Origin of the sequence: Marinifilum breve, assembly GCF_003202155.1 — a bacterium.
In the GTDB taxonomy this organism is placed as follows: domain Bacteria; phylum Bacteroidota; class Bacteroidia; order Bacteroidales; family Marinifilaceae; genus Marinifilum; species Marinifilum breve.
Genome location: NZ_QFLI01000013.1, coordinates 104053 through 130905 on the forward strand (window position 1 = coordinate 104053; position 26853 = coordinate 130905).

Here is a 26853-nt window from a genome sequence, read left to right on the forward strand (position 1 = left end):
ATTTTTTTGGGCAGAAGAAATTCTGCCCAATCATACATAGACAGATAATATTGCATTGAATTTTAGGGATATGAATTCTATATCAAACAGACTTTTGAAGTCGAATTTACTATTACTATTTACTTTTTTGCTGATTGGTTTTTCGGTTCAGGCAGCTGAGAAATCAGATCGTTTGAATAAAAAAGCAAAGAAGGCTGCTTTAGAATTTTTAAAACAAGCTTCGGATGAGTTTGTGTATCGTTTTAAGCTGGACAGTTTGGTTGTGAATTCCAGCAAAAAAGAAATTACAGTTTATGTGAATTCAACTTTTTCCTATATCCCTTTCAGACCCAATGCGGTAAAGCAATATCATGATGACTTAAAGGAAATTCTTGGTCGTAAGTTCAAGAAATACGATGTTCGTATCGAAAGTATGGGAATGGAAATTGAGGAATTGATTCCTAATTACTACAGAGATAATTCATTTCCTTTGGCAGAAGATCGTTTGTCTGTTGAAAGTGATAATAAGAAGCCTTTGGTTAGAAAGCTTGATAATGAAATCTATTCAAATGGACTAGAGAATAAACACATTGCTTTATGGCATTCGCACGGATGGTATTACGAAAATACTTTAGATCGTTGGGAGTGGCAAAGAGCCAGAGTGTATACCACAGTGGAAGATATGTGGACAATGGAGTTTGTAGTTCCCTACATTGCACCTATGTTGGAAAATGCAGGTGCAAACGTTTTATTTCCGAGAGAACGTGATGTTCAAACTAATGAAGTAATTGTGGATGCTGACTGGTGCTCAATTCAGTCGGATTATAAAGAATCTGGGAATTGGGAAACCAACACGCAATCTGGGTTTACCAACATGTACCCATTTTATATTGAAGGCGAAAACCCATTCGAAATGGGGAATAGTAAACAGATAAAAGCATTTACAACAGAAACTGCGAGAGTGGAATATACACCATACATTCCTGAAAAAGGAGAATATGCTGTGTACGTATCTTACTCGGTTAAAGATAATAATGTGAGTGATGCTCATTATACAGTTTATCATGCTGGAGGAAAAACAGATTTTCTTGTGAATCAGAGTATGGGCGGAAATACATGGATTTACTTGGGAACTTTTTTGTTTGATCAGGGGAAAAATCCGGAAAGTGGTAAAGTCTTACTTACCAATGAAAGCAAGGAAGAAGGAAATTGGGTTTCTGCTGATGCGATTCGTTTTGGCGGAGGAATGGGAAATATCGCCAGAGGTAAGATAGAAGAATTGAATGAATTAGTTCAGGAAAGAAACGAATTAGGCTTTGCAATGGATTCAGCCAAATGGCAAAGATATACAAGTAATCGTCCGAGATATCACGAAGCTGCCCGTTACTACTTGCAATATGCAGGTATGCCAGATTCAATAGTTTATAGTATCAACAAAAACTATAAGGCAGACTATAGCAACAGAGGAAAGGATGCAGCAAAGTTTCAAAAACGAGAAAATGGCAAGACTGATTACAAGGATGATTATATGAGTCGAGGTGAATGGGTAGACTATTTAATTGGTGCACCTAATGGACCAACGAAGCATGTAAATGCAAAAGGACTTGGAATTCCTGTTGATATGGCTTTGGGTTTTCATACTGATGCTGGGTTTACACCTAATGATTCCATTATTGGAACTTTAGCAATTTATAATACAACCCGTGATAATACGGATAAGTTTGTAAATGGACAGTCGAAATGGGCGAGTAGAGATTTAACAGATATTGTGCAAACACAGGTGGTAGAAGATATCAGAAAACTGTTCGAGCCAAAATGGACAAGAAGAGGAATGTGGAACAAGCAATATTCAGAAGCTTATCGACCTAAGGTTCCTACCATGTTGTCTGAAATGCTGTCGCACCACAACTTTGCTGATATGTACCAGGGAATGGATCCGAAATTTAAATTTCACATTAGTCGTGCTTATTATAAAGGAGTATTGAGATTCTTGGCTTCTCAGGAAGGAAAAGAGTATGTAGTGCAACCATTGCCTGTCGATCATTTTAGAATTGATGAAAATGAAAATGGAATTAAACTGAGCTGGAAAGCTGTTGCCGATCCTTTGGAAGAGAGTGCAGTTGCAAAAAAATACAAAGTTTACACCCGATTGAATGATGGTGGCTTTGATAATGGAGTGCTGGTTGAAAAAGCGGAATTGCTGTTTAAAAATTTAAGCTCTGAAAATATCTACAGTTTTAAAGTAACAGCTTTGAATGAGGGTGGAGAAAGTTTCCCATCTGAGATTTTATCATATCGAAAATCGGAAAATGGAGAAAAGCCTGTTTTGATTGTAAATGGTTTCGATAGAATCGCTTCGCCACAAGGTTTTGATAATGGTAAATTCGCAGGGTTTAATAGTTCTGTGGATGAAGGTGTAGCTTATAAAAGAAATATCGCCTATGTAGGTGATCAGTATGATTTTGATAGAAAATCACCATGGTTGGATGATGATGCTTCGGGACATGGTTCAAGTTATGCTGACCAGGAGGAGAAGATCATTGCAGGAAATAGCTTTGATTATCCTTATGTACATGGTGAAGCAATTAAAACTGCTGGATATGGTTTTGTGTCGATGAGTGATGAATCTTTTGAAAGTGGAAGTTGGGAAGCTTCTGATTTTAAAGCACTGGATTTGATTTTTGGTGAAGAGAAAACCACCAAAAGATTATACGGGAAAGAAAACAAAGATTTTACGATTTATAAACCAGATATGGTGAAGGCAATCAGAAAATACATTCAATCAAAAAATGCGAAATTGATTCTTTCAGGAGCATACCTGGGAACTGATGTTCTGGAATGTGGAGATACATTGATAAAAGATTTTACTGAAAAAGAACTTCATTTCTTATTTAGAACCAATTATGCAAGTAAATCAGGTGCTGTATCTCATCCAAATGAAGTAAAAGCAGATTTCAATGGAAATTATCAATTTGAAACGGGATTTAATGAAAAGATATATAAAGTAGAAGCTCCGGATGCCATCGAGCCTGTAGGTAAGAATGCAAAGGTATTTCTACGATACACTAACAATACCAAAAGTGCTGGTGTTGTTTACGATGGAGACTACCAGTCAATCATCTTAGGATTTCCTTTTGAAACATTGAAAACAAAGGAAAATCGTGATGAGTTGATGAGTAAGATCTTTCGATTTTTTAATCAATAAAAAATAACAAAAGCCTAATTATAAAAGAATGAGTGCAAAAATTACATGTTTTCTGCCTTTTGGAACAAAAGAAGAAACAACAATTACGGTAAGTGAGTTAAGAAAATCAGATTTGGTATCTAACATCTTTATTGTTGGTAACAATGCTGAAGAAATTGAAGGTGCAGAAGTTTTGAATTGTGAAGCATTGGCGAATGGAAAAACCATTCAATTAATTGCTGATAAATCAGATGCAGAATATGTTTTGCTTTACACTAAAACCAGTGCATTGACTTTAGGTCAATTGGCAGTTGAGCGTTTTTATCAAGTAGCAACTGACACCAATAGCGGTTTGGTATATTCAAACCATCGTGCTATTAAAGAAGGTAAAGTAGAAAATTTACCGGTTATTGATTACCAGGAAGGTAGTTTGAGAGATGATTTTAACTTTGGATCGGTTCTTTTCTATGATGCTAAAGTTTTGAAAGAGGCTGTAAAGGATGTTGATGCAAAATATGAGCATGCTGGTTTGTATGCATTACGTTTGGCAGTAGCAGCTCGTTCTGAATTAATGAGAGTTCCTGAGGTGTTGTACACAGAGGAGGAAATGGATACAAGAAAATCAGGAGAAAAGATTTTCGATTATGTTGATCCTAAAAACCGAGCTGTACAAATCGAGATGGAAGAGGCATGTACTGAGCATTTGAAGAGAATTGGTGCTTATTTGGAGCCTAAATTTAAGGATGTGGCATTTGGTGAAGGAAACTTTAAAGTAGAAGCTTCTGTTGTAATTCCGGTTCGAGATCGTGTAAAAACAATTGAAGATGCAATCAAATCAGTTCTTTCTCAAAAGGCAAATGTTGATTTCAATTTGATTATTGTTGATAACTACTCAACTGATGGAACAACTGAAATCATTGCGAAATATGCAGAACAAGATGAGAGATTGATTCATATTATCCCGGAAAGAAAAGACTTGGGAATTGGAGGATGTTGGAATGAGGCAGTAAATCATGAAGCTTGCGGTAAGTTTGCCATTCAGCTAGATAGTGATGATTTGTATGCTGATGAAACAACAGTACAGAAAGTTGTTGATGCATTCTACAGAGAAAACTGTGCAATGGTTGTTGGAACATACCAGATGGTGAACTTCAAATTGGAAGAAATTCCTCCAGGAATTATTGATCATAGAGAATGGACTCCTGAGAATGGTAGAAATAATGCTCTTCGTATTAACGGTTTGGGTGCGCCACGTGCGTTCTACACTCCGGTTCTTCGTAATAATCCTATTCCAAATGTGAACTATGGTGAAGATTATGCACTTGGTTTGGCAATTTCTCGTAACTATCAAATTGGTAGAATTTACGATCCAATTTACTTGTGTCGTCGTTGGGAAGATAACTCAGATGCATCATTGGATATTGAGAAAATGAATGCACATAATACCTATAAAGATAGAGTTCGCACGATTGAGCTAAAAGCAAGAAAATTGTTAGCGAAGTAAATTAGAATAGTTAAGGTTAGTGAGGAATCAGGAGTGAGTTCTCCTGATTCCTTTTATAGAATTCATATTTCAGAAAGAATCGGTATAAAATTAGCGTTATGAGATTATTCAGTTTGCAAATTCTAATTCTTTTGATTGCCCTTGTATCATGTAAGGGAAAAGCTGATCAGCAAAAGGAATCAAGCAAGGTTGTTCAATTGACAGATACAATTGATCAGTCTATTTTTAATTCAATAAGAAAGATAGCACAAGAAAGATCTTTTTCTAGTCTTGAAAGTGCCGATCGAATTCTTGAAGTTGGAAAGATGTTTTTGCAAACTCCTTATGTTGGGGGAACTCTGGAAGCTGATGGTGATGAAAAGTTGTTGGTAAATTTAAGAGAGCTGGATTGTACCACTTACCTTGAAAATGTAGTTGTACTTTCATCAATTTCAAAGCAAAATAAATTTTCTGAAAATGATTTTCTGAAAAAGCTAAAAGAACTTCGTTATCGAAAAGGAGAAATTAAGGATTACACCTCCAGATTACACTACTTTTCTGATTGGATTTATGAGAATGAGCAGAAAGGTTTTGTGAAGAATATTACTTCGGAAGTTGGTGGCATAGAATACAATAAAGAAATCAATTTCATGAGTAATCATGTTGATTCGTATTCGGCATTAAAAGCAGACTCTTCATTGATTGTATCGATACAAGATACTGAAAATGCAATCAATGGGCGTGATCTGTTCTATATTCCAGAAGATGATATTCAGGGTGTGGAGGATAAGATTCATAATGGAGATTTAATTGCGATAACTACAAAAATTAAAGGCTTGGATATTTCCCATGTAGGTATTGCGATTCATATAAATGATAGATTGCATTTAATGCATGCATCAAGTTTGGCTAAAAAAGTCGTAATCTCAGATATTCCGTTAGCCGATATATTAAAGGAAAGCAAATTGCAATCAGGAATAATGGTTGCCAGAGTAGTAGAATAGTACTTAAAGTGCCTATAGTACTTGAAGTATTTAAAGTTAAAAGTAATAAAGACATATTGAGTTTTTTTGCCTGAAAGGTAAACAGAATTTAGCCCAGGGCAAGTAAGCGATAGCGAATGCCACCATGGGGATAAAAGTCAATATTTGAATCGTCGCAACTGCTCAGTTTAATAGAAGTGTGAAAGTTGAGTGCGACGAAATAAGAGTATTTTTTAATTGTGGTAAGATTAAGAAAAATGAATATAGACAGCATAGATAGAATTGAAGATCTATTGAAAGAGAAATCTTCAGTTGAAATACTAAGTGATTTTTTAAATCAACAAGTAAGAGATTGGCCACTTGCCAACGGGAATTTTAAAGGATTGGAAAAGGTAGAGGAGAAAGAATTCGCTTTCGAAGGATTTAAAATGAAAGTTCAATTTAATCCAGAGAGAATTCGTTCATCTGCGGCTAAAGTTGACAAGAAAAGTATTGAAAATCGTGCTTGCTTCTTGTGTTTGGATAAATTACCAGCAGAACAGGGAGGAATTGCTCAAGGCAAAGAGTACGTTATTTTGGTGAATCCTTTTCCAATTATTCCTCAGCATTTCACCATTCCAAAAGTAGATCATGTTGATCAATCTTTCATGGATAATTTGGAAGGAATGTTGTCTTTGGTTAAGGATATGCAAGGATATACACTTTTCTATAACGGGCCTAAATGTGGAGCTTCGGCACCAGACCACATGCATTTCCAGGGAGGAAATAAAGGGTTTATGCCAGTTGAAGATGAGTATTTGGCATTAAAAGATAAGGCTGATTTACTTGTTAAATCAGATGATATCGAAGTTCGCGCATTTAAACATTACCTAAGAAAAATGATTAGCGTTGAAAGTGCTAATGCTGAAGAACTGATAGCTGTTGTAAGCAAATTCTACAATGCATTTGCAGCAATGCAGCCAGATGAAAAAGAACCAATGTTGAATGTGATTTGCTCTTATGTTGATGGCAAATATATCATGCATTTGTTCCCAAGAAAATTACATCGTCCTACTCAATATTTTGCAGAAGGGAATGATCAAATTCTAATTAGTCCAGCATCTGTTGATTTTGGAGGTGTATTTATTACCCCAAGAAGAGAAGACTTTGAGAAAATCACAGCTGAGGATATAGAAGATATTTTCAAGCAAGTTTGTGTTGATGAAGATGTATTCTCTACACTTTGTGATACAATAAAGGCTTAACCTGGGATTCTCACTCTAAGTGAGATGCCAAGTAATCGAATATATTGGTAATCCGACTTTGAGTCGGAATACCAAAAAAAATAAAAGCTTCATAGAACTGAGGCTCCCACTCTAAGTGGGATTCTCAGTAATAGAAGATATTGGTAATTCGACTTTGGGTCGGAATATCAAACTGAAAAAACAATGATGCCTAAAAGTTCCTCGCCTTTAGGAGAGGGATTTAGGGTGAGGTATTAAAAAGAACTATGAACTACACCATTCGTCAATATCAGGATTCAGATTTTGATCAAATATTACCACTATGCCAGAAAAGCTATCATCTGGATGAAATTGGTGAAGATTTGCTAAAGGAGAAAATCTACGAGGATCCATTTTATGAGCAAGAACTAGTTTGGGTGGCATGCGATCAGGAAAAAATAGTTGGATTCCTTATGGGAACCTGTCGTATGGATATTCGTGGAGTAAACTATGGCTATGTAAAAATGATGGCTGTAGATAATGCATACAGAAGAAATCGAATTGCGAGATCGATGTATGAGTTATTGGAAACAGAACTGAAACAAAGAAAAGTGGATGTAATGCGTTTGGGCGATGTGCCAATGAATTATTTTATGCCGGGCATCGATCCTAAATATACGCCAGCTCTATGTTTCGCCATTCGAATGGGATTCGATAGATTCATGGATACTTCAAACCTATTAGTAGACCTGGATAATAGAGATTGGAATGATCCCCAAAAGATAGAAGCTTTAAAGGCTGATAAAATTGAAGTTTGTAGAGCTACACCAGAAGACAAGCAAGAATTAATGGACTTTGCGGAAGAAGAATGGAAGTTGTGGCAATACGAATTGGAAATGGCTTACAAAGCAGAACCAATCGGTATTCATATCGCAAAACTAGATGGTAAGATTCGTGCATTCTCAGCACATTCTGCAAACAACAAAGGCTTGCCATGGTTTGGCCCAATGGGTACTCATCCCGATTTAAGGGGAAAGGGAATGGGAAGAGTTTTATTGTACCATTGTTTGGAGGACTTGAAAGACATAGGGTACAAAACAGCTATAATTCCTTGGGTTGGGCCAATTGATTTCTACTCGCATCATACAGGTGCTGTTGTAGAGAGAATATTTTGGAGATACGAGAAAAAATTGAACTAAAAGAGACCTAAAATCTAATAAAATGGAACCACAATTACGAGTTGGAATCATGTACGAAAAGGAGATTTCGTTTCAGTTGAACGGAACCTACGTACTAAAGCAAAATGGGAAAGAATATACAGGAAAGCAAGAAGCAAAATATATTGATGGCAAAATCTCATTCGATGGAATCATTGAGGAAGAATTGATTTTCAATCCTAAGGAGTATGATGCGAGTAATTTTGATTTGTTCGGAGTTACCATCGGAATTAAATTTCATTGGGAGCGTAAGGAAGATCAAAGATTCAAAGGAAGTTTGCATTTTATTTGTGAAGATGAAAAGTTAACTGCAATCAATGTTTTATCACTTGAGGACTATTTGGTAAGTGTGATTTCTTCTGAAATGAGTGCTACAAGTAGCTTGGAGTTGTTAAAAGCTCATGCTGTAATTTCTCGTTCATGGTTGATGGCTCAGGTAATTAAAGGTGAAGAATTGCAGAAATCAAATACCCAATATCAGAGTATTGTAGAAACAGAAGATTCTTTTATTCGTTGGTACGACAGAGAAGATCATGTAAACTTTGATGTTTGTGCGGATGACCATTGTCAGCGTTACCAGGGAATGACAAAACAATCGACTCCATTGGTAGTTGATGCCATTAATGCAACCCGTGGTTTGGTATTAACAAGTGAAGGAAGAATTTGTGATGCACGATTCTCAAAATGTTGTGGCGGTGTAGCAGAAACCTTTGAGAATGTATGGGAACCTGAAAACCACAAATATCTGCAAGCTGTGATCGATAATCCTCAAGCTCCAGAAGGGTATGATATGGACTTGACCAAGGAAGAAGCTGCAGATAAATTTATTCGTACTTCACCAGATGCATTCTGTAATACTACCGATAAGGAGATTCTATCTCAGGTATTGAACGATTACGATCAGGAAACAATGGATTTCTATCGCTGGAAAGTAGAATATACCCAAGAGGAAATTTCTGAATTGATCGAAAGAAAAACAGGAAAAGAATTTGGTCAGATTTTAGATTTGATTCCAGGCGAACGTGGGGAATCGGGTAGATTAATCACCTTGAAAATTGTTGGTAGCAAACGCACATTAACTATCGGAAAAGAATTGGAAATCCGCAAAGTGCTTTCAGAATCTCATCTTTATAGTTCAGAGTTTGTGGTAGACAAGCTAGATGTAGTTAATGAAGTGCCTTCAAAATTTGTCCTGATTGGTGCAGGTTGGGGACATGGCGTTGGACTTTGTCAGATTGGTGCTGCGGTAATGGGTGCAAAAGGATATAAACACGATGAAATTTTGCTTCACTATTTTAGAGGAGCTGAATTAGAGAAAAGATATTAAGAATATAATATACTTCAGAAGTCCCTCGCCCATAGGAGTGGGATTTAGGATGAGGTAAAAGAAACATATTGGTGCCCTTACATCAAGTGAGAGCATCAAAACTTAAATTAATTGGAGATGTCAAAATCAAAAACTCGCTCACCTTGGGCATGGATTCCATCCTTGTATTTTGCTGAGGGAATTCCATATGTGGTAGTGATGACAGTAGCTGTAATCATGTACAAACGATTGGGAATTTCGAATACCGATATTGCTTTGTACACATCATGGTTGTATTTGCCATGGGTAATCAAACCATTCTGGAGTCCATTGGTAGATATTTTGAAAAGCAAGCGCTGGTGGATTGTAACCATGCAGTTGTTTATTGGAGCAGGATTGGCTGGAGTAGCCTTTACCGTTCCAACAACTTTGTTTTTTCAATCTACACTGGCATTTTTCTGGTTGTTGGCATTTAGTTCAGCTACTCACGATATTGCAGCCGATGGTTTTTACATGTATGGAATTGATGATAATCAGCAGGCTTATTTTATAGGAATTAGGAGTACTTTTTACCGATTGGCTATGATTGTTGGTCAGGGAGCTTTGGTTTATTTAGCTGGTATTTTTGAAACGACCAATTTGTTTGGAAAAGGAGAAAATATTCCAATGGCCTGGTCGATGATTTTTGTGATTTTGGCTGGTTTGTTTCTGTTGTTCACATTCTATCACAAGTTTGCCTTGCCGCATCCGCAGGAAGATGAAGAAAGAGAAGTAAGCAGTTTTTCAAATGTATTCTCTGATTTTGCTGAGACATTCAAGACATTCTTTTTCAAAAAAGACATCTTACTGATTTTGGGAGTGCTACTAACTTATCGATTGGGAGAATCTCAGTTGGTTAAAATGGCTTCACCGTTTTTGTTAGATGGAAGAGAAGTGGGAGGTTTAGGTTTATCAACCAGTGATGTGGGGATTGTTTATGGAACCATTGGAGTTTTGTTCTTAACCATAGGAGGAATTCTTGGTGGATATGCAGCTTCTAGAAAAGGTTTGAAATATTGGTTGTGGCCAATGGTAATTGCCATTAATCTTCCAAACTTAGTATATGTTTACCTATCATATGCATTGCCAGAGTCATTCGTTTTGGTTTGTGCATCGGTAGCAGTTGAGCAATTTGGTTATGGATTTGGTTTCACGGCTTACATGTTGTACCAAATTTATGTGTCGGAAGGAAAACACAAAACTGCTCACTTTGCATTTTGTACTGGTTTAATGGCCTTGGGAATGATGGTGCCAGGTATGATTTCCGGATGGATTCAGGAAATGATAGGATATCAACATTTCTTTATTTGGGTAATCCTTTGTACCATTCCAAGTTTTATAATGGTGAAATTGATTAAGATTGATCCTCAATATGGGATAAAGAAAAAATAGAAATTAATTAAAGAGAGCGTTAGGTAATTGTATGATTATTTAGCGCTCTCTTTTTTTTGTCGATGTATTACCATTAAAAAAAACTAAAATTAAGATCATGAAAATCGCATTTCTTGGAGATAGTCTAACATACGCAGGACGCTGGGGAGATTTTTTTCCCAATCATGAAGTCTACAATTATGGTGTTCCAGGAGAAAAATCGAATGAAATATTGATGCGACTGCCTGCAGTGTTGGATCAAAAAAACGATCTACTATTTTTAATGATGGGCGTTAATGATTTGGGAGAGGGGATCGAACCAAGTGCAATTATTGAGAACTTTTCGAGGCTGATTTTAAAAGTAAAGAATGAAACCGGTAGCAAGTTGGTTATACAGTCTTTATTGCCGGTTAATTTTGAAATGTTTCCAAGTTCTGTGTTTGATTCAGCAAAAATCAGAGATATTAACAGCTTGTTAAAAAGTCTGTGCGAAGAGGAAAAAGTCACTTTTGTGAATTTGTATCCATCTTTCTCTACCTACTCCAATGAACTGATGAAAGAATATACCTATGACGGGCTTCATTTAAATGATGCTGGATACAGGGTATGGAAAAATTGCTTACAATCTGAAAATCTAATTTAATATTATGGGAAAATCACAGAGATTAATGGCTTTAGATGCCTTTCGTGGCTTAACCATTGCTGCAATGATTACGGTAAACACTCCGGGAAGTTGGAGTCATGTTTATGCACCACTTTTACATTCCGAGTGGCATGGGTGCACACCAACTGATTTGGTGTTTCCATTCTTCTTATTTGCTGTAGGTGTTGCAATGTTCTTTGCATTCGGAAAATTTAATCATAAACTAAATGGCAATGCTGGGAAAAAGATTCTGAAAAGAACAGTTATCATTTTTGGAATTGGATTATTACTAAATGCATTTCCTTTTTTCCATATAAAGTTAGAGAACCTAAGAATTATGGGAGTTCTGCAACGCATTGCATTGGCCTATGGCTTGGGTAGTTTGTTGTGTCTTGCTTTGAATAAAGCCAGGTTGCTGATCGTTTCTGTCGCTATGCTTTTTGCGTATTGGGGATTGGTTTATTTTCTTGGCGGTGATCAGCCATACAGTTTGGAGGGGAATCCAACAATTGCTTTCGATGTTGCAATTTTAGGTGAAAGTCATTTGTATAAAGGATTTGGTCTTCCTTTCGATCCAGAAGGGGTGTTTAGTACACTTCCTGCAATTGTAACCGTTGTATTGGGATATCTCACCGGTAGTTTGATTTCTTCTTCAGATAGAAAAATGATTGTTCCTAGATTATTAATCTTTGGTGCACTTGGTGTAATTTCAGGTTTGATCTGGAGTATTGGTTTTCCAATTAACAAACCAATTTGGTCAAGTTCTTATGTGCTATATACGGCAGGATTGGCTCAATTGGTAATGGCCGTAATGATTTTCTTTATCGACATGTTAGATTATAAAAAATGGGCTCATCCATTTTTGGTTTTTGGAATGAATCCTCTTTTCATTTTTGTACTATCTGTAGTTTGGGTAAAAGTGATTATTTATTTGGTTCACTTTTCTGATGCCTCGGGAAAATCGATAACGGGATATGCCTGGTTGTATCAAAATGCATTTGCATCCTGGGCAGGACCATTAAATGGATCTTTGTTTTTTGCACTTTCTCATATCATAGTATACTGGTTAATTGTGTCGTATTTGTATCGAAAGCGTATTTTCATTAAAATATAAAATAAAGCAACGAAAGTCTATAAAAAACGCAAAGAGTAAATTTATTCTTTGCGTTTTTTCTTGCTGCCTTTTTGTTCGTTGACTTCAAGTTGTTACTTGAATTGAGTCACACTTAGGATCAATATTGGTAAACTGTATGCAAAAATCAATTATGCTTTCTTGGTTTTCAAAATGAAGCTTTCGCAAAAAGTTGCGAACAGTTGTGCAATAATTTGCGCAAACTTCCGCAATTTTTTGCGAAAGGCTAAAAAAAATGGTCGTTAGAAAACGACCATGTGTAATACATTAGTACAACCAATATTTTTTTGATTTTTCTTTAAAATCTTCAGCAGGGATATTCCAAAGGTATTCGATGTCTTTAACCAAGAAATTCTTCGAGAACTCATCTCTTATTTTCTTGTCTCCACAAACTTTATCGAACATGTTTAAGCGAGCATCATCACACATTTCAAATACGTTTTTGTCTGGATTTAATTTATGTAGTTCTTGTAGTACGTAGAACTGAACTAAAGAAAGATTAGCCTTCTTAACATCAGTGAAATGAAGTTGTACACCATGTATCATTGTGCCTTTGCTTACTGAATAATAAGGTTTGTAATGAACCGGACGGAAAATTACTCCAGGTAGAGATAGTTCATTTAAATTAGAAGCTAATTTGTCAGCATTGATCCATTCAGCAGCGAACAGTTCAAAAGGTTGAGTGTACCCAACGCCTATGGATACTGTATAAAGTTCACCCAATATTCCTGAAATGGCATAGTAAATGGCAGTATTCGAGTTAGGGATATGAGGTGATGTTGGAACCCATGGTAATCCAGTTTCTGAAAAAATCATGTCTCGTTTCCAGCCATCCATTTTTACAACAGTTAACTTACATTTTTTACCATCTTTTAATAGCCTTTCTTCATTTAAATAATTTGCAAGTTCTCCACAGGTTAATCCATATACATATGGAACAGGAAACTGACTTACAAAAGAGATGTAATCAGGTTCGACCAATCCACCTTCAACTTTTAAACCACCGATTGGGTTAGGACGATCTAAAACAATTAATTCAATATCATTTTCCTGACAAGCTTCCATTGCCAATCCCATTGTGCTTATATAAGTGTACGATCTTACTCCAATGTCTTGGATATCGTAAACCAAGGCGTCTAATCCTTTTAGCATTTCAGAATTTGGCTTTTTGTTTTTGCCATAAAGAGAATAAACGGTAAGACCGGTTTTTTCATCGGTGTAAGTTCCAACTTTAGCACCGGCAGCATGATCTCCTCTAATTCCATGCTCAGGACTGTATAAAGCTTTCACTTCAACATTTGTTGCTTCATGAAGCAAATCTATTGTTGAAACAATGTTTTTATTCACTCCTGTCGGATTTGTGATAATACCAATCTTTTTTCCAGACAAAATTTCAAAATTGGATTTTTGTAGTACATCTATTCCGGTTTCTACAGTTTGAGCATTGGATTGTAACTGGAAAAGCCCTAAAGTAAGTATGAATAATACAATTCTACTTGATAGTGTTGTTGGTATTCGCATCGTTTTGTTGTTCAGTTTCATAGTATCAATAACGGTTTTAACAATTTAGAATGTTGTTTTTTACATTTTTTCATTGCAAAACTAATAAAATTTCTATTTTTGTAACATGTATGACATCTTAATGGAGTGCTAGAATGACAAAAACCATAACCCACTATTTAATTATTGTCATTACGTTCCTTTGTTTCTCTTGTGAATCAAAGGATCAGCAAAATGGCAAGTTAAGTCTTTTAATTGAAAGAGGTGACTATAGTGTTGCTTCTAACATGATCAATGATAAGTTAGAAGACAAATTCCTCACCGAAGCACAGAGAATAGAATTTTTGCATCAGTTGGATATGATGCGCAGAATAGAAAGAGAGTTCTCTTTATCGGAAGCCGATGTAATTGATCATTTGAGTGAATATTTTGGAGATTCAACTACTTTTTATATGCCAAAATGGGAAGAAGATAAATCTTTAGAATTTAGATTGATTAATGGTCAGAAGAAGTATTTTAAGAATGGTGTTTCGAATCTTTTTAGAGTAAATGAGTTTGCCAAATCCAGAAAAGAAAAGCTTAAAGGGGAGTATGTTGATCCTTTGATTGCTTATTGTCTGGATCATACCACTGAACTGGTTAAGAAAACAAACGGAGAGGGAGAATTAATAAATCCGGTTAATAACGTATTCGACTACACAATAAAGTTAAAAGCTGATGCTGTGCCTGCAGGCGAAACAGTTCGTTGTTGGATGCCATATCCTAAAGAAAATCATGCAAGACAGCAAAATGTAGAATTCATTTCGATTAATTCGGAGTATTACATTATTGCTCCAGATTCTTTGCCACAAAGAAGTATTTACTGTGAAAAAATTGCAGAAGCTGGTAAGGAAACAATATTCAATGTAAAGTTTAAAACCACATCTTTTGCACAGATATTCTTTCCTGAACAAATGAAAATGAAAGAATACGATAAAACTTCTCTAATCTATATTGAGAATACAAAGGAACGAGCTCCTCAAATTGTATTTACTGATAGAATAAAGAAGTTGGCTGACGAGATTTGTGGTGATGAAACTGATCCTTTAAAGCAAGTTGATTTGTTGTACAATTGGATTGATATCAATATTCCTTGGGCGAGTGCATTGGAATATGGAATTATGCCTCATATTCCTGGATATGTATTGGATAATATGCATGCAGATTGCGGTATGCAAACCTTACTATTTATGAGCATGGCTCGATACAGAGGAATTCCTACCAAATGGCAATCGGGTTATATGTTGCATCCTGGATTAGTTAATCTTCACGATTGGTGCGAGGTGTATTATGAAGGCATTGGATGGGTACCACTTGATCAATCATTCGAAATGCAGAAAAGTGATGATCAATACGTGCGTCATTTTTATAAAACGGGTATTGATGCACATCGTTTAATTGTTAACGACGATTTCTCTAGAGAATTTTACCCAAAGAAAAATTGGCCAAGAAGTGAACCTGTCGACTTTCAGAGAGGAGAATTGGAATGGAATGGTGGAAATCTGTATTTCAGCGATTGGTCTTATAAAATGAAAGTTAGCTACGAATAGGATGAAGAAAATTATAGCTATAGCACTTCTTATCTCTATGAGTTGTGGAGTATTTGCTAAGAAGAAATCTCTCAAAAGAGAAATGCGTGCGGTTTGGATTGCCACGGTTGATAATATCGACTGGCCATCGAAACCAGGTTTAAGTGTAGAGGAGCAAAAAGCGGAGCTAATTGCTCATTTAGATCAACACAAGAAGAATGGGATGAACACAGTAATTTTCCAGGTTCGTCCGGCTACGGATGCATTCTATAAATCAGATTACGAACCTTGGTCGCAATGGCTAACGGGTGAACAAGGTAAAGCTCCGGAACCATTTTATGATCCATTACAATTTGCTGTTGAAGAGTGTCACAAAAGAGCTATGGAACTGCATGCATGGATGAATCCATATAGAGCTGTATTTCTATATAAGGATGCCAAAACAGATCCAAATCACATTACCAATACCCAACCAGAATTGTTTCTGATTTATGGCAAGCACAAATATTTTAATCCGGGATTACCAGAAACAAGAGATTACGTGTCGAAAATTGTTGGCGATGTAGTTCGCAGGTATGATATTGATGCGATTCATTTTGACGATTATTTCTACCCATACAAAATAAAAGATGAGGCTTTCCCAGATTCAGAAAGTTTTGAGAAGCATGGTGGGAAATTTTATCCAAATCAAATTGATGATTGGAGAAGAGAAAATGTAAATCTTGTAATCAAGCAAATAAACGATACCATTAAATCAATAAAGCCTTGGATGCCTTTTGGTATCTCTCCCTTTGGAGTTTGGAGAAACAAAAGTGTTGACAAATCTGGATCTAGAACTCAAGCTGGTCAAACCAATTACGATGATTTGTATGCTGATATATTGTTGTGGTTGAAGAATGATTGGATTGATTATGTAGCGCCACAAATTTATTGGCATATAGGTAAAAAGGTTGCCAATTATAAGGTGATTGCAAAATGGTGGAACAAGAATTCATATGGGAAACCATGCTATATAGGTCAAGGAGCATATAGATTAAATCCTGAATCAAGTATCAAATCATGGCATAGTGCTGATGAGATTGTTCGACAAATAAAATTGAACCGAAAACTTAAAAATGTTGATGGAAGTATGTTTTTCTCTGCAAAAAACTTTGTAGAAAACAAATTGGGGATAAATGAGGCATTAACAAATGATGTGTATGATTCTCCTGCATTAAATCTGCAAAATACTTTATACCATGGTGAAATTCCACAAAGTCCTAAGTTAAGATTAGAAGGAAAAATGTTGAAGTGGACAAAATCTGAAAATGCACAATACTATGTGGTTTATCAGAAATTAGGAAAATCAGAAAAAGTATTTTGTATTACAAGTTTAACTGAGTTGAAGTTACAAAGAGGTCAAACTATCGATGAATACTGTGTTTGTGCTGTAAATAGAGGGCATTATAAAAGTGGAAAAAGCAACGTAATAGTAAATAAGTAACGGGTGATATTCATCGATTTTTATTAAAGATGTTCACTTGTATTACAAATATGTGTTTTTAAACATGTGCGTGTTATCCAATAAATTAACTGATCATTTTTAAATTTGGAATCATGTAACATGTAATACCAATTGATTAAGATTAAAAAATGAGATATACTTATTATATACTGATGATTTTGATGATGTTTGCTTGCGGTGGCAATGATAGTGCTATTCAAAAAGCAAATATGTTATCACAGGAAATTGGTAAACGTTTTGCGCCAGATGGTAGAGAAGCAATTTATACTACAAGTTTTTCTATGAGTAGCAATGGTAGTCTGGTGGTTAGTGGAGAAACATCTTTGCCGAAAGCTAAGTTAGCGTTGTTTTCATCTTTGGAAGAATTAAATGTTCATTTGGTCGATAGCTTGGTTATGCTTCCAGAGGATAAAATGGGAAATAAGATTTGGGGATTGATAAATTTAAGTGTTGTTAATCTTAGATCTCATCCAAAGCATTCGGCAGAGCTTGTTTCGCAAGCTATTATGGGAACTCCGGTAAAGGTCTTAAATAAAAAGAATTCCTGGTATCAGATTCAAACTCCTGATAAATATATAGCTTGGGTTGATGAAGCTGCTTTGAATTTAAGAACCAAGGAGGAAATGATGGATTGGAGAAATGCCAAAAGGGTGGTTTTTATTCCTCATTTTCAAGTGGCTAAAGATGAAAAAGGACAGGAAACAATAACAGATATTGTAGCAGGATCAATTTTGGAAGTTCAGAAAGAAAATTCAAAGTATTTGCTGTTAAATCTACCGGATAAAAGAGAAATCAGATTAAATAAGTCAGATTGTATGGATTTTGATTTATGGAAATCTAAAGAAATCAAAGAGCCTGCAATTCTTACTCAATTGGCCAAAGAATTTATGGGTAGACCCTATTTGTGGGGAGGAACATCTTCGAAAGGTGTTGATTGCAGTGGGTTCGTAAAATCCGTGTATTTTATGAATGGAATAGTATTGGCTCGTGATGCTTCATTACAGTTTCTTCATGGAGACACCATATCTCCTGAACAAGGGTTTAGAGATTTATCAGAAGGAGATTTGGTGTTTTTTGGTAGAAAAGCAACTGAAAACAAAAAGCAGAGAGTTACTCATGTAGGGATGTATATTAAGGATGGAGAGTTTATTCATTCCTCGGGTAGAGTAAAAATAAACAGTTTTGATCCTGAAGCGGAGAACTATAGTAACTATAGAACGGTTACATGGTTGGGAGGCCGAAGAGTTCTAAATAGATTAGGAGAAGAAGGAATAGTAAGGGTTTCAGAACATCCTTGGTATTAAGATTTAATATAGAAATGAAGTTAGATAGAAGGAAATTTATAGGAAGTGGTGGATTACTTGCAGGAGGTGCGTGTTTGCTTCCTTTGTTTAGTGCTTGTAATGGTGGAAAAGAAGCTGCAGAGTCCAATTATACGGGTTCTGGTTTAAAATTAAGCTTCGAGCCATATGATTTGCAGTTAAAACATGTATTTACCATTGCATCATTTTCAAGAACTACTACACCAGTAATGTTGGTGAAGATTGAGTGGGGTGGATTTGTTGGATATGGCGAAGCTTCCATGCCTCCGTATTTGGGCGAATCTCATAAAACCGCTACAAAGTTCTTAAGTAGTTTAAAGCTTGATCAATTTACCGATCCATTTCGTTTAAATGAGATTTTATCCTACGTTGACGGTGTTGCTGAAGGAAATTGTGCAGCAAAAGCGTCTGTAGATATTGCATTACATGATTTGATTGGAAAGATTGTAAATAAGCCTTGGTTTCAAATCTGGGGGTACAATCAGGAAGATACACCAGTAACTACATTTACTATCGGGATTGATAAACCAGAAGTTGTAACTGAGAAGGTCAAAGAAGCAGCTCCATATAAAATGCTTAAGGTAAAAATAGGTCGTGGAAGCGATGAAGAAATGATCAATACCATCAGAAAAGTTACCGATGTACCTTTGTGTGTTGATGTAAATCAAGGATGGAAAGACAAGCATGAAGCTTTGGATAAGATTCATTGGTTGAAAGAACAAGGGGTTGTTTTTGTTGAACAACCAATGGATAAGTATGATTTGGATACTATGGCTTGGCTAACGCAACATAGTCCGCTTCCAACAATTGCCGATGAAGGGGTTCAACGTTTGGTTGATGTCCCAAAATTAAAAGGAGCTTATTCGGGAATTAATATAAAGTTGATGAAATGTACTGGCTTACGTGAAGCGCATAAGATGCTGGATGTTGCCAGAGCTTTGGATATGAAAGTGATGATTGGTTGTATGACAGAAACTTCATGTGGAGTGAGTGCTGCAGCTCAACTTTCACCTATGGTAGACTGGGCTGATTTAGATGGGAATCTTTTGATTTCTAATGATCCATATAAAGGGGTAACAGTACAGAATGGTAAGGTGATACTTCCTACTCGATCTGGGATAGGAATAATATAATTGTAACTAAAGATAATTTTGCTAATCTAAATTTAATTTTAACACTATGAGAAAAATTGCATGCTTAGCGTTAATTATGCTACTTGGCTGGCAGGTGTCCTGGGCACAGGATGTGTTGGTTAAAGGTGTAGTTACCGGTGCAGAAGACGGGCTTACAATCCCGGGTGTTTCGGTTGTAGAAAAAGGTACAACCAATGGAACAACAACTGATTTTGATGGAAAGTATGAATTGACAGTTAATAACGATGCTGTTTTGGTATTTTCGTATATCGGAATGAAAACGTTTGAGATAACAGTAGGGACTCAAACAGAAGTAAATGTAGCATTAGAGGCCGACAACGTAGCAATGGATGAAGTCGTAGTTGTTGGTTATGGCGTTCAGAAAAAAAGTGACGTAACCGGTTCGGTTGCTACTGTTAGTTATGAAGATTTGGAAGCAATGCCTGTTAATTCTGCTGTTGATGGATTAAAAGGTCGCATTGCAGGTGTTCAGGTAGTTTCTAACAGTGGTGCTCCAGGAGGATCTATTTCAATTCGAGTGCGTGGAGTCGGCAGTGTGAATGGATCTGATCCATTGTATGTTGTTGATGGTGTTCCAACAACTGATATTACTTTTTTAAATCCTAATGATATTGCCTCATTTGATATTTTGAAAGATGCATCAGCATCAGCTATCTATGGTTCTAGAGGTGCTCATGGAGTTGTATTGGTTACTACTAAAAGCGGTAAAAAAAATACTCCAACGAAAGTTAGTGTAGATGCTTACTATGGTGCAAAGAGTGTAATTAATAATTGGGAAACAACAAATGCTAGTGAGTGGTTGTCTGTTCAGGATGAATTAAATAAGACACGAACTGCTCCTTTAAATCTTGATCAGGTTGATAAAGACGTTGATACTGATTGGTTTGATGAATTAACTCAAACAGCAACTGTACAGGACTATAATATCAATATTAATGGAGGAACAGAGAAGTTAACCTATTCTATGTCTGGAGGATATTACAATGAAGAAGGAACAGTTATTGGCTCTGAATTTGAAAGGTTAACTGCAAGAATTAAGTCTGATTATCAAGTAAAGGATTATTTAAAAATTGGTACTAATGTAAATATCCAAAGTAATGAGAAAAAATCTGTAGTCGAAGGAAGCTATCATACAGGCACAATTAATACAGCGATTAAATTAGAGCCAGTAACTCCAGTTTGGTTTAACGAAGAAGCTGGAAATTATGGATATTCATATTTCACAGATTATCCAAATCCTGTAGCCCAAATTAATTATGATAATGCAAAACGTGAAAGCTTCAGATTATTTGCAAATGTATATGCAGAATTAGAGCCAATTAAAGACCTGAAATTTAAGACAAGTTATGGTTTGAACAGAACTGTTACGGATACTTATGATTTTGATCCTGTATTTACGGTTAATGCTAATCAGAGAAATTTGATTAACAAAGTTTCAAGAGGATACTATAAAACTGTTAAGCAAACTTGGGAAAACACCTTAACTTATCATAGATCCATTGATAGACATGACTTTACAGTTTTAGCAGGTTTTACAAAAGAAAAAACAAGATATGAAGATTTGTTTGGAAGTGCTACAAATATTCCAAATGAAGATGAGGCTATGAGATTTGTTGGTTCAGGTGCTGATGGATATTATACATCAGGAGGAGCTTCTGAATTAACAATGATGTCTTACTTAGGTCGTATCAACTATGCTTATGATAATAAGTACCTATTTACTGCTAACTTTAGAGCAGATGGATCTTCTAGGTTTGCAGATGGTAATAGATGGGGATATTTTCCTTCTGTTGCATTAGGATGGAAAATCTCTGAAGAGGAGTTTTTACAAGATGTTGATTGGCTTTCGATCTTAAAACTTCGCGGAGGTTGGGGTCAAATAGGTAATGAAAATGTTGGCAGCTATTACTTATACCAAACAACAATGAGTGGTAATTCTCAGTATCGTTATATTTTTGGCGAAAATGAGGATGTATATCAGGGATATGTTGTGAATGCAATGAAAGATAAGAATATTCAGTGGGAAACTGTTGAGTCTATTAACTTTGGTGTAGATGCAGCTTTATTTGATGCAAGAATGGAAGTTTCTTTTGATTGGTTTGATAAAAACACTAAAGATATGTTATTAAGTATCCCAATTCCATACTACTATGGATATGAAAGTGGTCCAGTAGTAAATGTTGGTGAGGCTAATAATAAAGGTGTAGAATTCTCTTTGAATTGGAGAGATCAAATTGGTTCCGATTTTTCATATAATCTTGGATTCAATATCTCTACTTATAAAAATGAGATGAAGAGTCTTGGATCAGGAGAACCTATTAGTGGAGGTTCTTATTATGGAGGATCTGCTACCAGAACGGAAGTTGGAGAATCAATAGGCTATTTTTATGGATATAAAACTGATGGAGTATTCCAAAATCAAGCAGAAATTGATGCTCATGCTGATCAGTTAGGTGACAATTCAGATTTACAACCTGGTGACATGAGATTTGTGGACGTTAATGGAGATGGTGTTGTAAATGGAGATGATAGAACCAAAATTGGTAGTCCAGATCCAGACTATACCTATGGGTTTAATATCGGAGCAGAGTATAAGAATTGGGAATTTAGTGCATTTTTCCAAGGATCAAAAGGAAATGAGATCTTTAATGCAATGAAAACTCACTTATACAAGTTTGATGAGACGAATAAGCACAAGGATATGTTGAATTCTTGGACACCTTCTAATACCAACACTAACATGCCAAGATTAAATGGTAACGACAAGAACAATACAAATAGAACCTCAGATAGATTCGTTGAGGATGGTTCTTATATGAGACTAAAAAACTTAATGGTAGCTTATAATTTACCAAAACGTTGGTTAGATAAGGTAAAGTTAACTTCGGCTAAGTTGTATTTCTCTGGTCAAAACTTATGGACTGTAACAGATTACTCAGGTGCAGATCCTGAAATCGGAATGGTTTCATCAAATAATTATTTAAGTCGCGGTGTTGATATTGGTACTTATCCACAAGCAAGAACTTATGTAATAGGTGTTAAATTAAGCTTCTAACCAGTAAAAATTAATAGTATGAAAATAAAAATAAAATCAATAAGCAGATTACTATTGGTTGTAAGTGCAGGTTTGGTGCTGACCAATTGTAGTGATGATTTTCTTGATCAGGACAAATTAGGAGAAGAAACTTCTGACGTATATTTTAATAGTCAAGAAAAAGCAATAGCATCCCTAACTGCAGCATATTCGGATTTAAAGGATTACCGTTTTGGATGGTTCTTTTGGGCTTTTGGTGAGACATTAAGTGATAATGCTGTATATAGTGGTAGTGATGGTGATAATGCAGGTTTTGAACCATTAAAGACTTTTAACGGAACAGCTGATGCTTTTCAGGTGCGTTACAAGTGGCAACTTTGTTACAGGGGTATAAATAAGTCTAGTCAGACTATTGAGGGAACTGAACAAATGGATGATGAGCTATTTGATACAGGCATGAAAGCGAGAATTATTGCTGAAGCAAGAGTTTTAAGAGCTTTTTATCATTTCGAGTTAGTTAGAGCTTTTGGTAGAATTCCAGTTTTAGATCACGTAATAAGAACTGCGGATGAAAAGATTAGTCAATCTGAAATTGATGAAGTATATGCTTTTATTATCAAAGAATTGGAAGCAGCAGAACCTAATCTTCCTGTAAAAAGTGCTTATTCAACAAGTGATTTAGGACGTATAACTAAAGGTTTTGCGCAAGGTTTTTTGGCTAAAGCGAATTTGTATGCAGAAAATTTTGAAGAGGCAAAATCTTGGGCGAAAAAAGTAATGGATTCTAATGAGTACGAATTGGACCCTGATTATGCACATGTTTTTTCTTTTGATGGAGAAAATGGTATAGAATCAGTTTTTGAAATTGATTTTATCAATTCAGATACGGAAACATCGGCATTTCGTAATAATGGAAACTTCCAGACATTGTTCCAGTTGCCAAGAAATATTACTTATGGTTATGGTATCAATCAACCAACACAAGATTTGGCTGATGCTTTTGATGCAGCTGGTGATGTTGTTAGAAAGGCTGCAACTTTATTAACTACTGATGAGGTGTATGAAAAAGAAATCCCACAGGGAGTATGGGATTGGTATAATGATCAGACGGATATGAATGTTGCAAATGATTCTTTGGATCAATGGAAAGCAAAATTAACATTTAACAGAACAGGGTACTATCAAGAGAAAATTTATGTAGCTCCCGAAAATCGTTCAGCTGCTATTCGTAATAATGCTAATAATACTAGAATTATGCGTTATGCAGAAGTGTTATTAATGTATGCTGAAGCTTGTGCTAAAACTTCTGACGAAGGAAGTGCAAGAACAGCATTGAATGAAGTTCGTAATAGGGCTGGACTGGGAGATATTACAGCTTCTGGTTCTGCGCTAGTTGATGCGATTTACTCTGAACGTCGATTAGAATTGGCAGGAGAGAATGATCGTTATCATGATCTTGTTCGTACAAATCGTGCAAATATTCTTCCTTATTGGACAGAGGCAAAAAAATATTGGCCTGTTCCTCAAGCAGAAATTGATAAAACAACAGGTGAAATAGATCAAAATCCTGGATACTAAACCAGGTACATTGTAGTAGTAGTGAAACAGGAGTTCGAAAGGGCTCCTGTTTTTTTGTATGATAGCTCTTAATAATTTTTACTAACTTCATGCAAGTTCATTGTTTGTTCGAATTCGGGCAGCTTGTGTTTTGCTTTCGAACATTATAAGATGTGTTATTTCCTATAAAATTCAGGTTTAGTTTTTGATTTAAAGTAAACTGAGGGAAGTGGTATTCGGTTTGATACAAAAAGATAGATTTTATGAATTCATATCAGTATGCAAAATATTTATTGTTTTTATTGTGCCTTTGCGTTTTGTTTCCACTTAGCGCACAAAAAAAGAAGTTAAGTTCTGGCGCATTTTCAAAATACGATAAAGTATTTAGAGGTAACATTGATGATATAAACTTGCCTGATTATTCTGATGGTCCTCATTTTTCGTGGATCGACTCGAAAGAGGTAAGGATGTGGTATGTGGATCATTCGCATGAAGAGAATAATATTAGTATTAGGGAAAAGAGATTAAAAATAAAGTCAGATTCAGTGCAGGTTAAAGGGCTTAAAGGGGATAAGAATAGGTATTGGCTCAGAAGAGGAGATTATCCGGTGCAAAAGGCTGAATTTGGAAATGTTGATAAAATATTGGTAGTTGGTGATGTTCATGGGGAGTATGATAACTTAATTAAACTGTTAAAGGAGGCAAAGGTTGTTGATGAAGAGTTAAATTGGTCGTGGAGCGATGGACATGTGGTTTTCATTGGTGATATTTTTGACAGAGGAGATAAGGTTACAGAAAGTCTTTATCTGATTAAGAAACTTCAACGACAAGCAAAAGAAAACAAAGGACGATTGCATTACTTATTGGGAAATCATGAAATTATGGTATTGATGAATGATGCTCGATATATAGCTCCCAAGTATAAAAAAATGAGCAAACGCTTAATGATTAATTATCCACGTTTTTTTAAAGAGGATACAGAATTGGGAAAATGGTTAAGATCCTTGAATTCTGCCGTGAAAATTAATGATCTTCTTTTTGTTCATGGTGGAATTTCACCTGAAATGATTGAGAAGGATATGTCTTTGAAAGAAATTAACGAAGAAATAAGAATGAGTTTGCAACCAGATCATGGTAAAACTCAGGCTGAATTGATGAAAGAAGTTTATTTCCCTGGCAACCCACTTTGGTATAGAGGTTATTTAATGAAAACACGTAATTATTCGATAATTACAGATGAAGAATTGGATAAGGTATTAAATTATTACAAGGTAAAAAGGATATTTTTTGGTCATACTGAAGTAGAAACAATTAGGTTTTTAAAAGAAGGTAGATTGGTTGCTATGAATGTTCCTATGGGATATGATGAAATAAAATCACAGGTACTTTTAATCGATGGGGACAAATACTATCGCATATTTATTGATGGGAAAAAAGAAAGTATTGAATAAATATTATTGCAAAATGGAGAATGGGTGTGTAATAAGAAGAGGACGAAATCTTATTTTATTATTACTATTATTTGTTTGTACTGGGAGTGTTTTAAACGCAAATCCAATAACAAAGAAGGATAGAGACAGTTTGTTAAACTTACCACTGTTTAAGAATGAAGGTCTTTTAAAAATAGAGTTAAAAACCGATTTGGCATTATTAATAAATGATATTGCAGAAAAAAGAAAATACCACAAAAGTGAATTAAAGTTGTTTTCAGAGAATGGAAAAGCTGATGTTATTCAGGTAAAAGTAAAAACCAGAGGTAATTTTCGTCGTAGAAAGCAAAATTGTAATTTTCCACCTTTACGTTTTAAAATTCCTGTTAGAGAAGCTATAGGAACAGAGTTTGAAGGGCAATCCAAATTAAAATACGTTAGTCATTGCCAATCTTTTGTTGATGATTACGAACAGCACACTATTGAGGAGTATCTTATTTATAAAATGTATAATTTGATTTCGAATCACAGCTACCGTGTTCGATTGGCTCAAGTTTCATTTATAGATGTAAATTCTTCAGATACGATAACAAAATTTGGTTTTTTTCTTGAAGACAAGGATGATGTGGCCTTAAGAAACGGAAAAAACATCCTAAACTTCAAAAATATGAAGCAATATGAGATATTGCGTGAAAATATGGTAATGCTTTCCTTGTTTCAATTGATGATAGGTAATGCCGATTGGGATGTAGGGCGATTGCACAATATAGATGTTTTATCAGTTAGTGAGTATAGTATTCCTGTTGTAGTACCATTTGATTTCGATTGGTCAGGGATGATTAATCACTCATATTACACTCTTTCACCTAAAATTGATCCAAATGCAAAATACAAACGCTTGTATAAAGGCATGAAGTGGAGTCCCGAAGAATTGGAACAAGCTTTTACGAACTTTAAAGAATTAAAACCTTCTTTTCTTGAAGTCATAAGTGATTGTACTTACCTAAAAAATAAGAATCGAAATAAATTGATTGATTACATTGAAGAGTTTTATCAGTTAATAAACTCCAAAAAAGATGTTCGGGAGGTAATTGAGAAAAATGCCAAAAAAATTCCTAAGACTCAATAAAAATTAGATTTTTTCTTTATAAAATTAAAAATACTTGCGCAATCGATAAAAATCAGGGGTTCTACTGTGATTTTTATCGATTTTTTTTGTGATACACCCCTTTGGTATTAGAGGTG

18 protein-coding genes are annotated in these 26853 nt (G+C 35.4%); 17 read left to right on the forward strand and 1 reads right to left on the reverse strand.

Annotation, left to right across the window (positions count from 1 at the left end; all coding sequences use genetic code 11):
* Positions 1-70 precede the first annotated feature (70 nt).
* From DF185_RS21230 to DF185_RS21270, 9 genes are all read left to right on the forward strand, one after another.
* Positions 71-3184 (forward strand): golvesin C-terminal-like domain-containing protein, encoded by a 3114-nt coding sequence (locus tag DF185_RS21230; protein ID WP_110363454.1) that lies wholly within the window; start codon positions 71-73, stop codon positions 3182-3184.
* A gap of 28 nt (positions 3185-3212) precedes the next feature.
* Positions 3213-4667, forward strand: coding sequence for a glycosyltransferase family 2 protein (locus DF185_RS21235; RefSeq protein WP_110363456.1), 1455 nt, complete (start codon positions 3213-3215; stop codon positions 4665-4667).
* 98 nt (positions 4668-4765) lie between these two features.
* Positions 4766-5650: an N-acetylmuramoyl-L-alanine amidase-like domain-containing protein gene (locus DF185_RS21240; protein ID WP_110363458.1), complete on the forward strand. Its 885-nt coding sequence runs from the start codon at positions 4766-4768 to the stop codon at positions 5648-5650.
* Between the two features lie 236 nt (positions 5651-5886).
* Complete coding sequence (locus DF185_RS21245) at positions 5887-6873, forward strand: DUF4922 domain-containing protein (RefSeq protein WP_110363460.1); 987 nt, start codon at positions 5887-5889, stop codon at positions 6871-6873.
* Between the two features lie 245 nt (positions 6874-7118).
* Positions 7119-8030 (forward strand): GNAT family N-acetyltransferase, encoded by a 912-nt coding sequence (locus DF185_RS21250; RefSeq protein ID WP_110363462.1) that lies wholly within the window; start codon positions 7119-7121, stop codon positions 8028-8030.
* 22 nt (positions 8031-8052) lie between these two features.
* A complete protein-coding gene (locus DF185_RS21255; protein ID WP_110363464.1) occupies positions 8053-9375 on the forward strand; it encodes a SpoIID/LytB domain-containing protein in 1323 nt (440 codons plus the stop codon).
* A 117-nt stretch (positions 9376-9492) separates the two neighbouring features.
* A complete protein-coding gene (locus DF185_RS21260; RefSeq protein WP_110363466.1) occupies positions 9493-10785 on the forward strand; it encodes an AmpG family muropeptide MFS transporter in 1293 nt (430 codons plus the stop codon).
* Between the two features lie 97 nt (positions 10786-10882).
* Positions 10883-11407 carry a GDSL-type esterase/lipase family protein gene (locus DF185_RS21265; RefSeq protein ID WP_110363468.1) on the forward strand — a complete coding sequence of 175 codons (525 nt, stop codon included), beginning with the start codon at positions 10883-10885 and terminating at the stop codon, positions 11405-11407.
* Positions 11408-11411: 4 nt separating this feature from the next.
* Positions 11412-12521: an acyltransferase family protein gene (locus tag DF185_RS21270; RefSeq protein ID WP_110363470.1), complete on the forward strand. Its 1110-nt coding sequence runs from the start codon at positions 11412-11414 to the stop codon at positions 12519-12521.
* A 285-nt stretch (positions 12522-12806) separates the two neighbouring features.
* On the opposite strand, the gene DF185_RS21275 is transcribed toward DF185_RS21270, so the two are convergent.
* Positions 12807-14081 (reverse strand): exo-beta-N-acetylmuramidase NamZ family protein, encoded by a 1275-nt coding sequence (locus DF185_RS21275; protein WP_243421810.1) that lies wholly within the window; start codon positions 14079-14081, stop codon positions 12807-12809.
* A 113-nt stretch (positions 14082-14194) separates the two neighbouring features.
* Between DF185_RS21275 and DF185_RS21280 the strand changes: the two genes are divergently transcribed.
* The 8 genes from DF185_RS21280 to DF185_RS21315 all read left to right on the forward strand — a co-directional run bounded on the left by DF185_RS21280 (position 14195) and on the right by DF185_RS21315 (position 26737).
* On the forward strand, positions 14195-15628 hold the full coding sequence (locus DF185_RS21280; RefSeq protein ID WP_110363472.1) for a transglutaminase-like domain-containing protein: 1434 nt from the start codon (positions 14195-14197) through the stop codon (positions 15626-15628).
* Position 15629: 1 nt separating this feature from the next.
* Positions 15630-17090: a glycoside hydrolase family 10-like protein gene (locus tag DF185_RS21285; protein WP_110363474.1), complete on the forward strand. Its 1461-nt coding sequence runs from the start codon at positions 15630-15632 to the stop codon at positions 17088-17090.
* Positions 17091-17239: 149 nt separating this feature from the next.
* A complete protein-coding gene (locus DF185_RS21290; protein ID WP_110363476.1) occupies positions 17240-18415 on the forward strand; it encodes a C40 family peptidase in 1176 nt (391 codons plus the stop codon).
* 14 nt (positions 18416-18429) lie between these two features.
* A complete protein-coding gene (locus DF185_RS21295; protein WP_110363478.1) occupies positions 18430-19566 on the forward strand; it encodes a dipeptide epimerase in 1137 nt (378 codons plus the stop codon).
* A gap of 46 nt (positions 19567-19612) precedes the next feature.
* Positions 19613-22642 (forward strand): SusC/RagA family TonB-linked outer membrane protein, encoded by a 3030-nt coding sequence (locus DF185_RS21300; protein ID WP_110363480.1) that lies wholly within the window; start codon positions 19613-19615, stop codon positions 22640-22642.
* Positions 22643-22660: 18 nt separating this feature from the next.
* A complete protein-coding gene (locus DF185_RS21305; protein WP_110363482.1) occupies positions 22661-24199 on the forward strand; it encodes a RagB/SusD family nutrient uptake outer membrane protein in 1539 nt (512 codons plus the stop codon).
* Between the two features lie 242 nt (positions 24200-24441).
* Positions 24442-25629 (forward strand): metallophosphoesterase, encoded by a 1188-nt coding sequence (locus tag DF185_RS21310; RefSeq protein ID WP_110363484.1) that lies wholly within the window; start codon positions 24442-24444, stop codon positions 25627-25629.
* 13 nt (positions 25630-25642) lie between these two features.
* Entirely contained in the window at positions 25643-26737 is a 1095-nt protein-coding gene (locus DF185_RS21315; protein ID WP_133250119.1) for a hypothetical protein, read from the forward strand.
* The last annotated feature ends 116 nt before the right edge of the window (positions 26738-26853 follow it).

What these genes read in the sequence shown, in the direction of transcription:
- DF185_RS21230 (WP_110363454.1), top strand. Translation starts at nt 71, where the DNA reads ATGAATTCTATATCAAACAGACTTTTGAAGTCGAATTTACTATTACTA.
- DF185_RS21235 (WP_110363456.1), top strand. Translation starts at nt 3,213, where the DNA reads ATGAGTGCAAAAATTACATGTTTTCTGCCTTTTGGAACAAAAGAAGAA.
- DF185_RS21240 (WP_110363458.1), top strand. Translation starts at nt 4,766, where the DNA reads ATGAGATTATTCAGTTTGCAAATTCTAATTCTTTTGATTGCCCTTGTA.
- DF185_RS21245 (WP_110363460.1), top strand. Translation starts at nt 5,887, where the DNA reads ATGAATATAGACAGCATAGATAGAATTGAAGATCTATTGAAAGAGAAA.
- DF185_RS21250 (WP_110363462.1), top strand. Translation starts at nt 7,119, where the DNA reads ATGAACTACACCATTCGTCAATATCAGGATTCAGATTTTGATCAAATA.
- DF185_RS21255 (WP_110363464.1), top strand. Translation starts at nt 8,053, where the DNA reads ATGGAACCACAATTACGAGTTGGAATCATGTACGAAAAGGAGATTTCG.
- DF185_RS21260 (WP_110363466.1), top strand. Translation starts at nt 9,493, where the DNA reads ATGTCAAAATCAAAAACTCGCTCACCTTGGGCATGGATTCCATCCTTG.
- DF185_RS21265 (WP_110363468.1), top strand. Translation starts at nt 10,883, where the DNA reads ATGAAAATCGCATTTCTTGGAGATAGTCTAACATACGCAGGACGCTGG.
- DF185_RS21270 (WP_110363470.1), top strand. Translation starts at nt 11,412, where the DNA reads ATGGGAAAATCACAGAGATTAATGGCTTTAGATGCCTTTCGTGGCTTA.
- DF185_RS21275 (WP_243421810.1), bottom strand. Translation starts at nt 14,081, where the DNA reads ATGAAACTGAACAACAAAACGATGCGAATACCAACAACACTATCAAGT.
- DF185_RS21280 (WP_110363472.1), top strand. Translation starts at nt 14,195, where the DNA reads ATGACAAAAACCATAACCCACTATTTAATTATTGTCATTACGTTCCTT.
- DF185_RS21285 (WP_110363474.1), top strand. Translation starts at nt 15,630, where the DNA reads ATGAAGAAAATTATAGCTATAGCACTTCTTATCTCTATGAGTTGTGGA.
- DF185_RS21290 (WP_110363476.1), top strand. Translation starts at nt 17,240, where the DNA reads ATGAGATATACTTATTATATACTGATGATTTTGATGATGTTTGCTTGC.
- DF185_RS21295 (WP_110363478.1), top strand. Translation starts at nt 18,430, where the DNA reads ATGAAGTTAGATAGAAGGAAATTTATAGGAAGTGGTGGATTACTTGCA.
- DF185_RS21300 (WP_110363480.1), top strand. Translation starts at nt 19,613, where the DNA reads ATGAGAAAAATTGCATGCTTAGCGTTAATTATGCTACTTGGCTGGCAG.
- DF185_RS21305 (WP_110363482.1), top strand. Translation starts at nt 22,661, where the DNA reads ATGAAAATAAAAATAAAATCAATAAGCAGATTACTATTGGTTGTAAGT.
- DF185_RS21310 (WP_110363484.1), top strand. Translation starts at nt 24,442, where the DNA reads ATGAATTCATATCAGTATGCAAAATATTTATTGTTTTTATTGTGCCTT.
- DF185_RS21315 (WP_133250119.1), top strand. Translation starts at nt 25,643, where the DNA reads ATGGAGAATGGGTGTGTAATAAGAAGAGGACGAAATCTTATTTTATTA.